At 60.7% G+C, this 12,786-nt stretch carries 10 protein-coding genes; 8 read left to right on the plus strand and 2 right to left on the minus strand.

What is annotated here, in order from left to right:
- Positions 1-94: 94 nt before the first annotated feature.
- The gene (locus CK910_RS14140; protein WP_098983732.1) at positions 95-874 is read right to left on the minus strand and encodes a COG4705 family protein; all 780 of its coding nucleotides are present in this window, start codon (positions 872-874) and stop codon (positions 95-97) included.
- 403 nt (positions 875-1,277) lie between these two features.
- Between CK910_RS14140 and CK910_RS14145 the strand changes: the two genes are divergently transcribed.
- From CK910_RS14145 to CK910_RS14165, 5 genes are all read left to right on the plus strand, one after another.
- A complete protein-coding gene (locus tag CK910_RS14145) occupies positions 1,278-2,903 on the plus strand; it encodes an MCR-3-related phosphoethanolamine--lipid A transferase (protein ID WP_098983733.1) in 1,626 nt (541 codons plus the stop codon).
- A 58-nt stretch (positions 2,904-2,961) separates the two neighbouring features.
- Positions 2,962-3,099, plus strand: a complete 138-nt coding sequence (locus CK910_RS14150; RefSeq protein ID WP_157774625.1) for a hypothetical protein — start codon at positions 2,962-2,964, stop codon at positions 3,097-3,099.
- Between the two features lie 251 nt (positions 3,100-3,350).
- Complete coding sequence (gene mprF / locus CK910_RS14155) at positions 3,351-5,900, plus strand: bifunctional lysylphosphatidylglycerol flippase/synthetase MprF (RefSeq protein WP_098983735.1); 2,550 nt, start codon at positions 3,351-3,353, stop codon at positions 5,898-5,900.
- Positions 5,901-5,909: 9 nt separating this feature from the next.
- Complete coding sequence (locus CK910_RS14160; protein WP_098983736.1) at positions 5,910-6,596, plus strand: AcvB/VirJ family lysyl-phosphatidylglycerol hydrolase; 687 nt, start codon at positions 5,910-5,912, stop codon at positions 6,594-6,596.
- 156 nt (positions 6,597-6,752) lie between these two features.
- Positions 6,753-8,306 carry a methyl-accepting chemotaxis protein gene (locus tag CK910_RS14165; protein WP_098983737.1) on the plus strand — a complete coding sequence of 518 codons (1,554 nt, stop codon included), beginning with the start codon at positions 6,753-6,755 and terminating at the stop codon, positions 8,304-8,306.
- Positions 8,307-8,389: 83 nt separating this feature from the next.
- On the opposite strand, the gene CK910_RS14170 is transcribed toward CK910_RS14165, so the two are convergent.
- Positions 8,390-9,994 carry a GGDEF domain-containing protein gene (locus CK910_RS14170; protein ID WP_098983738.1) on the minus strand — a complete coding sequence of 535 codons (1,605 nt, stop codon included), beginning with the start codon at positions 9,992-9,994 and terminating at the stop codon, positions 8,390-8,392.
- Between the two features lie 89 nt (positions 9,995-10,083).
- Between CK910_RS14170 and CK910_RS14175 the strand changes: the two genes are divergently transcribed.
- The 3 genes from CK910_RS14175 (at position 10,084) to hppD (ending at position 12,779) form a co-directional block, all read left to right on the plus strand.
- Positions 10,084-10,743, plus strand: a complete 660-nt coding sequence (locus CK910_RS14175; protein ID WP_098983739.1) for a TIGR01621 family pseudouridine synthase — start codon at positions 10,084-10,086, stop codon at positions 10,741-10,743.
- The gene (locus tag CK910_RS14180) at positions 10,740-11,408 is read left to right on the plus strand and encodes an HAD family hydrolase (RefSeq protein WP_098983740.1); all 669 of its coding nucleotides are present in this window, start codon (positions 10,740-10,742) and stop codon (positions 11,406-11,408) included. Before CK910_RS14175 ends, CK910_RS14180 begins: the two co-directional genes overlap by 4 nt.
- A 261-nt stretch (positions 11,409-11,669) precedes the next feature.
- Complete coding sequence (hppD, locus tag CK910_RS14185; protein WP_098983741.1) at positions 11,670-12,779, plus strand: 4-hydroxyphenylpyruvate dioxygenase; 1,110 nt, start codon at positions 11,670-11,672, stop codon at positions 12,777-12,779.
- The last annotated feature ends 7 nt before the right edge of the window (positions 12,780-12,786 follow it).

Here is a 12,786-nt window from a genome sequence, read left to right on the forward strand (position 1 = left end):
GCGCTGCCCGCCGAAGGTTGAGGGCTGCACCGTCTGATCAGGAGCGCAGGCAAATGGGACAGGCTGGCGCAGCAGCCTGTCCCGGTGGCAGGGGTTATTGCTCTATATCGAGCTCGGCATTGGCCAGGCGTCTGTGCTGGATGGTCGAGATGAGCACCAGTACGGCGATGGCGGCCAGCAGGGTAAAGGAGGCGGAATAACGGCTCAGCTCCAGCCCTCCCTTGCTCAGCGGCTTGTCCAGGAAGTCGCCTACTACTGCGCCGAGCGGCCTGGTCAGGATGAAGGCTGCCCAGAACAGCAGGGTACGCGATACCCGGGTCAGGTAGTAGGTTGCCACTATGGCCACCAGCATGCCGCCAAACAGCACGGCACTGCCTGCATAGCCAAAGCCGGCTTCATCCGCGGTCCAGTCACCCAGTGCCGTCCCCAGAGTCTGGGAGAACATGATGGTGATCCAGTAGAACATCTCGGTACCGGGCGTGGTGACGCTGCCGGTGGAGATGTTGCCCTGAAACTTGTACCAGGTGAAGAAGGAACCCATCAGCAACAGGAACAGCAGGGTGGAGCCGCCGGCATAACCGAGCCCAAGCGAGCGATCGGCAAAGTCTGCGAGCGTGGTGCCGACCGTGGTGGTGGCTATGATGGTGGTCCAGTAAAGCAGGGGTTTATAGGAGGTCGCCGCGATTTGGGCGCTGACCGATACAAAGAAAATGACGGCAAAGATAGCCGTTCCTACCAGATAACCGAGATCCATCGACATGGAGACGGCGTCGCCACCGGTTTCTCCCAGCGTGGTTGCCAGAATTTTGATGACCCAGAATGCCAGGGTGATCTCTGGCACCTTGCTGATTGCTGCGTTGCTGTTGCTATGCATGTTAACCCTCTCTTGCTGATGCCGTTCGACGAGGACTCGTCAGGGCACAGCGTTGCCGAGAAGTCTTAAGCAAGTGTTAAGAGGCAGGGAGCGCATCACTATTTTTATGGCGCGCGGTGCAGCCCTCACTGAGGGCAGGGGGCCTTTTGGTATATCCATGGCGGTGGGCCGCTCTTTTTTTGAGCGGTCATTTATCATGGGCTGCTTAATTTTTCCTTAAGTATTGTGGGTTAGCCTGCATCTTTCTTGGCATTTATTGACATGACTCACATTATCAGGGGTGTCTGAAAATATCCTGCCCAGTGTCTTCATGGCTCTGTTACCATCCGGCGCCAAATATTTAAACACCAACATGAATAAGTGTTTTAAAGGTGTAATAAAGAAGTGTAATAGGGAGATATACATGCCTTCTTTTCTTAAAATAAGAATTGTTCCATTTGTTTTTCTGTTGGCATTCCTCTTTGCCTTTCTGCTCAACTGGTCAGTTTTGCTGCATTTCTATGAAATATTGACCCAACTTGAACACGTCAAGCTCGGGTTTGCCATTTCCATTCCCATCGTATTGGTTGCGGCTCTGAACTTTGTATTCATGCCCTTTTCCGTACGTTATTTCATCAAGCCTTTCTTTGCCTTCCTGTTTATCACGGGGGCCATCGCCAGCTACACCATGATGAAATATCGGGTGCTGTTTGATGGTGACATGATCCAGAACATCTTTGAAACCAACCAGAGCGAGGCTCACTCCTACCTGAGCATGCCTCTCGTCAGCTGGGTGCTGCTGGCCGGGGTCTTGCCCGCCGTGCTGCTGTTTTTCATCAAGATTGAGTATCCGGCGAAGTGGTATCAGGGTCTGCTGCAACGGGGACTCTCCATGCTGGTATCCCTGCTGGTATTGGGGCTGATAGCCGCAGCTTATTATCAGGATTACGCCTCGGTCGGTCGCAACAACCAGACCCTGAATCGGGAGATAGTCCCGGCCAACTACATGTACAGCACCACCAAATACCTCTACAAGCGCTATCTGGCCGAACCCATCCCCTTCAAGCGCATGGGGGATGATGCCAAACGGGTGAGCAAGGCTGACAAGCCGACCATGATGTTCCTGGTGGTGGGGGAGACGGCCCGCGGCAAGAACTTCTCCATGAACGGCTATCACAAGGAGACCAATCCCTTCACCAGCAAGCAGACGGGGATCATCTCCTTCAAGGATGTGCGCTCCTGCGGCACGGCGACGGCGGTCTCTGTGCCCTGCATGTTCTCCAACATGGGGCGCAACGAGTTTGATGGCAATGTGGCGCGCAACAGCGAAGGCTTGCTGGATGTGCTGCAAAAGAGCGGCATCTCCATCTTCTGGAAAGAAAACGACGGCGGTTGCAAGGGGGTCTGTGATCGGGTGCCCAACATGGTGGTGAAGCCGCAGGATCACCCCAAATTCTGTGACAAGAACACCTGCTATGACGAAGTGGTGCTGGAGGGGCTGGACGATGAACTGGCCGCCATGAAAGGGGACAAGCTGGTGGGTTTCCATCTGATTGGCAGCCATGGGCCTACCTATTACAAACGCTATCCGGGTTCCCATCGCCATTTCCTGCCGGACTGCCAGCGCAGCGATATCGAGAATTGCAGCGATCAGGAGCTGGAAAATACTTACGACAACACCATACGTTATACCGATTACGTGGTCGCCAGCATGATCGACAAGCTGAAGAAATACGAAGACAAGTACAATACTGTGCTGGTCTATATTTCGGACCATGGGGAATCATTGGGGGCCCTGGGTCTCTATCTACACGGCACGCCCTACAAATTTGCTCCGGACGATCAGACCCGGGTGCCCATGCAGGTGTGGATGTCGCCCGGTTTCTCCCGGGACAAGGGGGTCAATCTCGATTGCCTGCAGCAACATGCGGCCAGCACTCGCTACTCTCATGACAATTTATTCTCGTCCGTGCTGGGCATATGGGATGTCGATACGGCGGTATATGACAAGCAGTTGGATATGTTCAGCCAGTGTCGAACGGTTCAATAATGAGCCAATGATAAAAAGGGGAGCCAGGCTCCCCGTTTTATTTGGGGATTGCCGGGCCATGGCTGTTGTCTGGCTGATGTGTATTCCTGCTGGTCGTTTGTTGGACCGCGTGTATGATGAGCCTGCTGGCTATTTATTCGCCAGTGAAGGCGGTGTGATTCACGGGGAGCAAGCCACCTTATTGCAGGCGAATTAATCTGCCTGCGACTGAGTAATTTATTCTTCTGCCAAGGCTCGTCTTTTCCAAAAAAGTCGATATAAAGTGGGATGCCATGACAAGCCGGGTTCGGGTGACGGGGCAGGGTACATATTGCATGTGCCATATGCCGGTCGCGGGCTCGCAACATGGTCAATCAAAGGTCAAGGCACGGGGCATTCCCCGTCGCTGGCGGCAGTTTTCAGCAACATGATGCGGGCAGCCATGATCCGCGTCGGTAGGAATTGGCAATGCGGCGTCATCTGTTCACCTGGTTAGGCCCGTTATGTAGCTTGTTGTTGTTGGGGGCGGCACTGGCCGTCCTCTATCGTCTGACTCACCTCTGGCACTGGCACGATATCCGGCTGGCCATCTGGTCCTTGCCGATGCCGCTGCTGGGTGGGGCCCTGTTGCTGACGCTGCTCAGCTATGCCTGTCTCTGCTGCTATGACATGCTGGCGGTGCATGCCCTCGGCAAGCGCCTGCCCTGGCAGCAGGTGGGGGTCACCTCCTTCATCGCCTACACCTTCTCCAACACCCTGGGGTTTGCCCTGCTGACCGGCTCGTCGGTGCGCTATCGCATCTACTCCTCGCTCGGGCTCGGCACCGGGGAGGTGGCCCGGGTCATCGTCTTCTGCTCAGTCACCTTCTTCCTCGGCCTGCTGGCCTGGGGTGGCAGCGCCCTGCTGGTGGGGCAGGCCTCCACCCTGTTGCCGAGCTGGCCGCTGTGGGCCGATCGGCTGCTCAATCTGGCGGGGGGAATGGCGCTGCTGGTCGTGCTGGCCTACCTGTTCTGGCCAAAACCGGCGCTGACCTGGCGCGGCCACCAACTGGTGCTGCCTGTGTTCAGGACGCGACTGCTGCAACTGCTAGTGGCGCTGCTGGACTGGATGGCGGCGGCCGCCGTGCTCTATGTGTTGCTGCCGACGGACAGCGTTCCCTATCCCGTGCTGCTCAGCGCCTTCGTGCTGGCCAGCTTCCTCGGGGTACTGGCCCATGTGCCCGGCGGGATCGGGGTGTTCGAGGCGAGCATGAGCCTGCTGCTCGCCAAGTATCTGCCGGTGGACAAGCTGCTGGCCTCCCTGCTGCTCTATCGCTGCATCTATTACGTGCTGCCCTTCCTCTGTGCCCTGCTGCTGTTTACCAGCCAGGAGCTGTTGCAACAGCGGGCCCGCTGGAGCCGCCTGCAGGGCATAATGGCGGCGGTGCGCGAGTTTCTGCCGGCGCTGATCAGCCTGGGCGCCTTTGCAGCGGGCAGCCTGCTGCTCTGTTCGGGCATGATCCCCACCATGCGCGGGCGCATCGAGATCCTCTTGCAGGTATTGCCGCTGCACCTGCTGGAGCTCTCCCATGTGCTCGGCAGCGTCAGCGGCGCGCTGTTGATCCTGCTGGCGCGCAGCCTCTACCGGCGCCACGATGCCGCGTTTCGCATCACCCAGTTGCTGCTGGCGCTGGGGATGATCTTCTCCCTGCTCAAGGGGTTTGACTGGGAATCTGCCCTGCTGCTCGGGCTGTTTTTGCTCATCATCACCCCCTGTCGCGCCCTGTTCTATCGCAAGGGCTCCCTGCTCCACGCCCAGTTCACCCCGGGCTGGCTCATCTCGGTGGGCGCAGTGCTGCTGGGGGCGCTCTGGCTGCTGCTCTTCTCCTACCGCCAGGTGGAGTATGACCACGCCCTCTGGTTCCACTTCTCGCCCCATGGCGCCGCCTCCCGTGGCCTGCGGGCCATGGGCAGCGTGGTGGCCGTGCTGGCCGTGGTCGGGGTGGCGCAACTGCTGGCGCCGCTGCGGGTCTCGGGTCGCAAGCCGGAGCCGGAGGAGCTGGCCCGGGCCCAGGCGCTGGTGGTGCGCGAAGGGGGCTGTCATGGCTACCTGGCCCAGCTTGGTGACAAGTCGCTGCTGTTTCACCCCGGCGGCGAGGCGTTTCTCATGTATGGCGTCGAGGGGAATGGCTGGATCGTGATGGGGGATCCCATCGGCCAGCCCGAGCTTATCGAGGAGCTGCTGTGGCAGTTTCGCGAGTTGTGCGATCAGCACGATGCCAGCCCGGTGTTCTATCAGGTGTCGGCCCGCTACCTGCCGTTCTATCTCGAACTGGGGTTGATCCCGTTCAAGCTGGGGGAGGAGGCCATCGTCGATCTGCCGGGCTTCGATCTGGCCGGCAGCCGGCTGCGCAACCTGCGCCAGAGCCATGCCAAGGGCAAGCGGGAGGGGCTGTCGTTCGAGGTGGCGGCGGCAGAGCAGGTACCGGCGCTGCTGCCCAGGTTGAAGGAGGTCTCCGATACCTGGCTGCAGAGCAAGCAGGGCAAGGAGAAAGGCTTCTCGGTCGGCAGTTTCGAACCCGACTACCTCAGCCTGAGCCCGGCAGCTCTGGTGCGGCACAGCGGGCAGATAGTCGGTTTCGCCAACCTCTGGGTCAGCGACAACAAGGAGAGCCTCTCCATCGATCTGATGCGCTACAGCCTGGACACGGGCACGGCGCCCATCATGGACTTTCTGTTCGTCGAGCTGCTGCTGTGGGGCAAGGCCGAGGGCTATGCCAGCTTCAACCTCGGCATGGCGCCCATGTCCGGCTTCAACGACCACCCCTTGAGCGGTTACTGGACCCGGCTTGGCAACACCATCTTTACCCGTGGCAGCCGTTTCTACAATTTCCAGGGGCTCAGACGCTACAAGGAGAAGTTCTCCCCGCGCTGGGAGCCCCGTTATCTGCTCTGCACCGGCAAGCTGGTGCTGCCCAGAACCCTGACGAACTTGATTTCCCTGATAAGCCGAGGCCCGTTCGGGCTGATAAAGAAATAGGAGTCGGCCATGAGAGCCCTGTTATTGCTGTTGGTGTGCTGTGCATTTCCGCTCTTTGCCGCGTCGGTGAAAGAGGATCTGGGTCTGGTGGAGCTGCCGGTGGCGCAAGCCTCGGCGGCGCCCATGGTGGTGTTTCTCAGCGGGGATGGTGGCTGGGCGGCGCTCGACAAGGGGCTGAGTGCCCAGTTTCAGCAACACGGCATGCCGGTGGTGGGCTGGAGCTCGCTCACCTACTACTGGAAGAAGAAGGATCCGCAGCAGGTTACCGCCGATCTGGTGCGCGTGCTGGCGGATTACCAGTCCCGCTGGGGGCGCCAGCGCTGGCTGCTGGTGGGCTTCTCCTTCGGGGCCGAGATAGTGCCCTTCGTCATCAACCGGCTGCCCGAGCCCTATCGCAAGAGCCTGGTGGGGGCCGTGATGCTCTCCCCCTCGACCGCCTCCGATTTCGAGATCCATGTCAGCGACATGGTGACCCACGACAAGGCAGGCAGTTACCCCACCCAGCCCGAGGTCAATGCCATCCACTCTCTGCCCATGCTCTGCGTGCAGGGGGCGGATGACGACTCCTCCGTGCGGCTCTGCCCCCGGTTGCTGCAGCCCAACGTGACCACTGTGACCCTGCCCGGTTCACACCATTTCGAGGACGATTATCCGGTGCTGTTCAAGGCCATCACCAGTCACCTCTCCTGGCAGTAATGGTCTGACCTGACGGGGGCGCTAGCTCATGTTCGGCCACTCTTCCTGCTAAATGTTGTTTAGGTATCCCTTGTCACACTCTGCTCATGCCGCCCTTTACAGGGTCTGACCACTTCCCAACACTTTGTTGAGCAATGGCTCAGAAGGGAGTGCGACATGCGTGAACAAAAGACCCATCTTGTTGATCAGGAAGTGGATTTCCCTGCCGATGAACAGCTGGTCTCCACCACGGATCTGCAGGGCGTGATCACCTACGCCAACGATCATTTCTGCCGGGTGGCCGGTTACAGCCGCGCCGAACTGGTCGGCCAGCACCACAACATGGTGCGCCACCCCGACATGCCCAAGGCGGCGTTTGCCGATCTGTGGGGCAAGCTCAAGCAGGGCCAGCCGTGGCGCGGCATGGTGAAGAACCGCTGCCAGGATGGCCGCTACTATTGGGTGGATGCCTATGTCACCCCTATCTTCGAGCAGGGCAAGGTCAACGGTTACCAGTCGGTGCGCTGCCGCGCGGATCCGCAGATGAAGGCCATTGCCGCCCGCACCTATGCCCGCTTGCGCGCCGCCGAACAAGGGGGTCGCCAGCCCCGTCTCTCCCTGTCACGGCTGCGCCACGGGGTCGCCGGGGCTGGGCTGCTGGCGCTGGCCTGGCTGGGGGCCGTGCAGCTTGGCTCCTGGGCGCCGCTCTATATGGCGCTGCCGCTGGTGCTGCTGGGCCTGAGCTATCGCCACGAGCTCATCACCACCCCGCGTTACCTGCAGCAACTGGCCGAGGAGTATGACAGCCTGACCCGGCTCATCTATTCGGGGCAGGAGCCGAGCGCCATCGCCGATTTTCACATCAAGCTGCTGCAGGCCCGCATCCGGACCGTGCTGGGGCGGGTGGATGATGCCACCCACGCCCTGCAGGATCTGGCGGTGCACCTGAAGAGTGCCTCCAGCGAGGCCAGCTCGGACATTGCCGAGCAGGATGCCCAGACCCAGCAGATGGCGGCCGCCATCACGCAGATGGCGAGCACGGCGCAGGAGATAGCCCGCAACATCCAGGACACCAACAGCCAGATAGCCCAGGCCAAGACACATTGCCAGCACACGGATCGCCAACTCATCGACACGGAACGCAAGATCACCGAGCTGGCGACGGAGGCGGAGCACGCCTTTGCCTCGGCGGTGGCGCTGGCCAGCGAATCGGATCGCATCGGGGTACTGATGGGGGAGATCCAGGGCATAGCCGATCAGACCAACCTGCTGGCGCTCAACGCTGCCATCGAAGCGGCCAGGGCGGGTGAGCAGGGGCGGGGCTTTGCTGTGGTGGCGGACGAGGTGCGCACCCTGTCGACCCGTACCCACAAGGCGACCGAGCAGATCCAGAGCAGCATCAGCCAGATCCAGCGCACCCTGAATGGCTGGAAGGGGATGATGCAGAACAACCTGCAACAGACCCAGGCCTGCGTGGAGATGACCCGGCAGGGCTCCGGCAGCCTGCATCAGGTGCTGGCCGAAATCGAACTGGTGATGGACTTCTCGGCCCAGATCTCGGCGGCGGCGGAGCAGCAACAGGCGGTGGTCGAGGACATCAGCCAGAACGTCAACCTCATCTCCCAGCACTCCCACGCCAACAGCAACAAGATGCAGGATGTGGACGAGTCGAGCGAGATCCTGCTGACCAAGGCCAGACAGCTCAAATCCCTGGGGCAGACCTTCGGCTAAGCCTACCTGCGCCCTTGGTGTTGATAGCCACAAGGCCACCCCGCGGTGGCCTTGTGGCGTTGGAGCGGGTCTGACGCCATCAGTCAGGCAGAGCTTGACCCCTGGCCGGCATTAGCGGGGGCCAGCTCGATCCCCTTGTCGTTGTACATGGCGCGATCGGCGTGGATCAGCCACTGCTCGGCGCGCCACCCCGGCTGGTATTGGCTGATCCCGACGCTGATGCCGACCGCCAGCAGATGCTCGTTGACCTGAAAAGGCTGGGCCATGGCCATCCGGATCACCTCGGCTATGGTCTCGGCTTCGCCCAGATCCTGATCGGGCAGCAAGAGCACGAACTCGTCACCGGCCAGCCTGGCAAAGAAGCGCTGGTGGTTGAGGCTGCGGGTGATCCGCTCCGCCAGCTGGCAGAGGATGGCATCCCCGTGGCTGTGGCCAAAGCCGTCATTGACCTGTTTGAAGTTGTTGAGATCGCAAAACAGCAGACAACCTGGGCTGGGGCTCATGATCTGCGCCTCCAGCCGCTCCATCAGGCTCAGCCGGTTGGGCAGGCCGGTGAGGGGATCTCGCCGTGCCAGCTGCAATATCTCCTCTTCCCGCTGCTGGCGCAGGGCAATCTCGCGATTGAGGCGCTTGTTGCACACCAGCAGGTAGACTGCCAGCAGCAGGATCAGCGCGCAAGCCGTCAGACTCAGCAAAAACCAGGGGCGCCAGAAGACCCATTGCTCGGAGGGGGCCTGATAGAGAAAGCCGGTCAGCGGCACCGGCTTGGGAATGAGGCCGATCTCGGCCAGCTGCTGCATTATGTGGGTGACGCGATCCGGGTTCATATACCCGATCTCCACATAGAGCGGCTGGATCATCTCCTTGCTCACCTGCAGCTCGTACTCCAGGTGGGCCTGACTGCGGTTGACGCCATACTCTTTGCGCAGCAGGGCTATGGCCTCCTGGGGGTGGGCGAGGGCATAGCGCCACCCCTCGAGGCTGGCGGCGCGAAAACGCGCCACCCGGCCCGGGTGGGCCTGCTCCTGCGCCTGGGTGGTGAACAGTATGTCGCTGTAGAAGTCGATGCCGTAATTGCGGGGATTGATGACGGAGACGGGGATGCCGCGCTCTTCCAGATAGAAGGGCTCGTTGCTGAGGTAGGCGTTGAAGATATCGACCCGGCCCTCGATGAGATCCTCGATATTGACCGAGGTCTGGATCGGGGTGAGCTGGTGTTCATTGAGGCCCTGATAGTAAAGGGTGGCCAGCAACTCGGCGTCCTGATGGGCGGAAAACATCATGATCCGTTTGCCACGCATGCCATCAACGGTGAGAATGCCGCTGTCACGGCGGGCCAGGAAGATGGACGGGGAGTGTTGAAAGACGCAGGCGAGCGCCAGCAAGGGCGTGCCCTTGGCATAGGCGGTCAGCACCTCTGTGTTGCCCACGCCAAAGTCGGCGCGACCGCTTTGCACCTCCTCCACCGGGCTTATGCCCTTGCCACCCGGCCTTATCTCCACGTCCAGTCCGGCCATGGCATAGAAGCCCTTGGCCTTGGCCATGTGATAGCCAACGAACTGGGGCTGGTGCAGCCAGCGCAGCTGGAGCACCACATGTTCCGGCGCTTCAAGCGGGGATTCGCTGGCCCGTAGGGGCATGGCGTGACTGGCGCCAATCAGCAGCAACCAAAGCAAGCATCTCTTCATCCGTGCGAGTCTTGTTCTGAGTGTTCATGGGGTGCGACCCCTTGAGAGGGTCATATTCTTGTAATGAAACAGATTCTAAAGGGTTATTGATGTACCGGATACTAGCGCAGCACAAAGATTTCATGGTGATCAACAAGGGGCCCGGCCTTGGCATGCATGACGAGACCGATGAGTCCGGCCTGCTCAATCCGGGTCTGGTCAGCCGGGTCAAGGCCGACACCGGGTCTGTCCTCTATCCCGTCCATCGGCTCGACAAAATGACCTCAGGGCTGGTGTTGCTGGCGCGCACCACGGCGGCGAACCGGGCGCTCAGCATGGCGTTTGCGGATCGGCAGGTGAGCAAGCAGTATCTGGCCCTCTCCGATCGCAAGCCCAAGAAGAAGCAGGGCTGGGTCAAGGGGGATATGCAAAAAGGGCGTGGTGGCAGCTGGATGCTGGCGCGCAGCCTGGACAACCCCGCCATCAGCTGGTTTGACTCAGTGCCGGTGCGCGAGGGGTTGCGGCTCTACCGCATCAAGCCCCAGACCGGCAAGACCCATCAGATCCGGGTTGCCCTCAAAAGCATAGGGGCGCCCATTCTGGGGGATGAGCGCTACGGCGGCACGGCGGCCGAACGCGGCTACCTGCACGCCTGGCGCTTGAGTTTCACCCTGGCAGATGAGGCGTTTGATTTTATTTGCCCCCCTGATGAGGGGGAGATGTTTCTCCTGCCCGAGCTCAATGCCGCCATCGCGGGCTTGAGCGAATGAGCGGTGCTCAGACGGTGCCGGAGAGCCGGGTGCCCGCCAGCGGCTGGATCCTAGCGGATTTTGACGACACCCTGGCCCCGGGCGACAGCCACGCCGGCCTGCTGCGTTACATATTGCGTCGCCGCCTCTGGTCGTTGTTGTTGCTGCCGGTGATCGCGCTGGGCGGCCTGGTGTACCTTGTACCCAGCCAGCGCAGGCGGGGGATTTCGCTGATCTGGTGGGCCATCACCCTGGGGCTTTCGCCCCTTGGCTGGCGTAAGCTGGTGCGGGCCTATTGCCGTATCCGGCCAGGCCTGTTTCGCGAGGCGCGCACCTTGCTGGTGGACGTGCACGAGCGCTGCTGGGTGATCTCCGCCAGCCCTCGTGCCCTGGTACGAGGCCAGCTCTATCAGCAACTGCCCGGCACGCTGCCCCATCGTACCCTGGGCTCCCGGATGCACTACCGCTACGGCGGTCTGATACCGCGTTTTTACTGCCACGGCCGGCACAAGATACTGCCCGAGATCCGCGCCCTCACTGTGACGCTGGCCTTGAGCGACAGCCTGCACGATCTGCCGCTACTGGCGCAGGGCGCACAGGCCTGGCTCATCAATCCCACCCCGGGGCGCCTGCAAACAGCACGGGCTCACTTGCCCCACATAGTGCTCAAACAGTGGCGGCTGTAAGGGAAAGCTGACAGCCCGCCGGGTCGCCGTGGGGCGATCCGCAAGGCTGCGGCATCAATGTCACAATCTATTTACATTTTTTGGCGATGGAGTCGGGGAAACTATCTGGAACCCGCCTCTTCTCTTCTGCTACGCACCTGCTTCTAATGAAACAAGTTGTTAACAATGGATCGATTGACGGAGTGGCCGGCCTGGCCGTGCGTCGCTGCGTTAACCCGTTTTAACCACTTTCAGTCATCAGCCAACAGCAAGGAGCGCCTCATGACGACCACTTCTTCTTCCCGTTCCCATACCATCAATCCCCTCGGCACCGATGGTTTCGAATTCGTCGAATACACGGCACCGGATGCCAAAGGCATTGCCGCCCTCAAGACGTTGTTTGTCTCGCTGGGGTTCGCCGAGGTGGCAGAGCACAAGCACAAGCAGTGCTGGCTCTACCGTCAGGGCGATATCAACTTCGTGGTCAACGCCGAGCCCCACTCCCAGGCGGAGCAGTTCGCCAGCCTGCACGGGCCTAGCGTCTGCGGCATGGCGTTTCGGGTGAGCGATGCGGGCAAGGCCCAGCAGTTTGCCATCACCAAGGGCGCCAAGCCCTTCGTCGGCAAGATAGGGCCCATGGAGCTCAACATCCCCGCCATCTACGGCATAGGCGAGAGCACGCTGTCGTTTGTCGACCGCTACGGCGACAAGGGCTCCATCTATGACGTGGATTTCGTCTTCTACCCGGACTGGCAGGCACGCATGGCCGAGGTGGATGCCGGGCTTTACGAGATAGATCACCTGACCCACAACGTCCAGCGCGGCAACATGGATGTCTGGTCGAACTTCTATGAGCGGATCGGCAACTTCCGCGAAATTCGCTACTTCGACATCGAAGGCAAGCTGACCGGCCTCCATTCCCGTGCCATGACGGCCCCCTGCGGCAAAATTCGGATCCCCATCAACGAATCCTCCGACGACAAGTCCCAGATCGAGGAGTACCTGCGTCAGTACAAGGGGGAGGGGATCCAGCACATAGCCCTGGCCTCCAGCGACATCTACCAGACCATACGCACCCTGCGTGGCCGCGGTACCGGTTTTATGCCGACGCCGGACACCTACTACGAGAAGGTCAATAGCCGGGTCGAGGGCCATCAGGAGGATCTGGAGGCGCTCAAAGCGCTGCGGATCCTGATCGACGGCTCGCCGACGAAAGATGGCATCCTGTTGCAGATCTTCACCGACACCGTCATAGGCCCGGTGTTCTTCGAGATCATCCAGCGCAAGGGCAACGAGGGGTTCGGCGAGGGCAATTTCCAGGCACTGTTCGAATCCATTGAACTGGATCAGATCCGCCGTGGCGTCTTGAGCGGAGAGCCCAGCGATGCGTAACGGGATC

Origin of the sequence: Aeromonas sp. CA23 (assembly GCF_002587065.1) — a bacterium.
GTDB lineage: Bacteria > Pseudomonadota > Gammaproteobacteria > Enterobacterales > Aeromonadaceae > Aeromonas > Aeromonas bestiarum.

Excerpts from the sequence above, each read along its gene's own strand:
- CK910_RS14140 (WP_098983732.1), bottom strand. The coding sequence starts at position 874 with ATGCATAGCAACAGCAACGCAGCAATCAGCAAGGTGCCAGAGATCACC.
- CK910_RS14145 (WP_098983733.1), top strand. The coding sequence starts at position 1,278 with ATGCCTTCTTTTCTTAAAATAAGAATTGTTCCATTTGTTTTTCTGTTG.
- CK910_RS14150 (WP_157774625.1), top strand. The coding sequence starts at position 2,962 with ATGGCTGTTGTCTGGCTGATGTGTATTCCTGCTGGTCGTTTGTTGGAC.
- mprF (WP_098983735.1), top strand. The coding sequence starts at position 3,351 with ATGCGGCGTCATCTGTTCACCTGGTTAGGCCCGTTATGTAGCTTGTTG.
- CK910_RS14160 (WP_098983736.1), top strand. The coding sequence starts at position 5,910 with ATGAGAGCCCTGTTATTGCTGTTGGTGTGCTGTGCATTTCCGCTCTTT.
- CK910_RS14165 (WP_098983737.1), top strand. The coding sequence starts at position 6,753 with ATGCGTGAACAAAAGACCCATCTTGTTGATCAGGAAGTGGATTTCCCT.
- CK910_RS14170 (WP_098983738.1), bottom strand. The coding sequence starts at position 9,994 with ATGAAGAGATGCTTGCTTTGGTTGCTGCTGATTGGCGCCAGTCACGCC.
- CK910_RS14175 (WP_098983739.1), top strand. The coding sequence starts at position 10,084 with ATGTACCGGATACTAGCGCAGCACAAAGATTTCATGGTGATCAACAAG.
- CK910_RS14180 (WP_098983740.1), top strand. The coding sequence starts at position 10,740 with ATGAGCGGTGCTCAGACGGTGCCGGAGAGCCGGGTGCCCGCCAGCGGC.
- hppD (WP_098983741.1), top strand. The coding sequence starts at position 11,670 with ATGACGACCACTTCTTCTTCCCGTTCCCATACCATCAATCCCCTCGGC.